The following is a 512-nucleotide window of genomic DNA, read 5'->3' as shown; positions in this document are numbered from 1 at the left end:
GGTTGGTGACGTAGGCGCGGGTCCCGTCCGGGGTGATCGCCACCCCGACCGGGTTGGTCCCGACCGCGACGGTTTCGACCACCGTGTTGGTGGCGGTGTCGATCACCGACACCGAACCGTCGCCGAAGTTGGTGACGTAGACACGGGATCCGTCCGGGGTGATCGCCACCCCGAACGGGTCGGTCCCGACCATGATCGGCAACCCGACCACCGTGTTGGTGCCGATGTCGATCACCGACACCGAACCGTCGCCGAAGTTGGTGACGTAGACACGGGATCCGTCCGGGGTGATCGCCACCCCGAACGGGTCGGTCCCGACCATGATCGGCAACCCGACCACCGTGTTGGTGCCGATGTCGATCACCGACACCGTGCCGTCACCGGTGTTGGCGACGTAGGCGAAGGCCCCGTCCGGGGTGATCGCCACCCCTTGCGGGCCGGCCCCGACCGGGATAGGCGCGCCCACGACCATGTTGGTGCCGGTGTCGATCACCGACACCGTGCCGGCGCCA

At 68.4% G+C, this 512-nt stretch carries 1 protein-coding gene; it reads right to left on the bottom strand.

Annotated elements, in window-relative coordinates:
- On the bottom strand, positions 1-512 hold a 512-nt coding region (locus tag RM2_RS23310), incomplete at both ends, for a YncE family protein (RefSeq protein ID WP_169846834.1).

The organism is Rhodococcus marinonascens NBRC 14363 (assembly GCF_001894885.1).
In the GTDB taxonomy this organism is placed as follows: domain Bacteria; phylum Actinomycetota; class Actinomycetes; order Mycobacteriales; family Mycobacteriaceae; genus Rhodococcus_F; species Rhodococcus_F marinonascens.
This window is presented reverse-complemented; position numbering and strand designations above follow the sequence as displayed.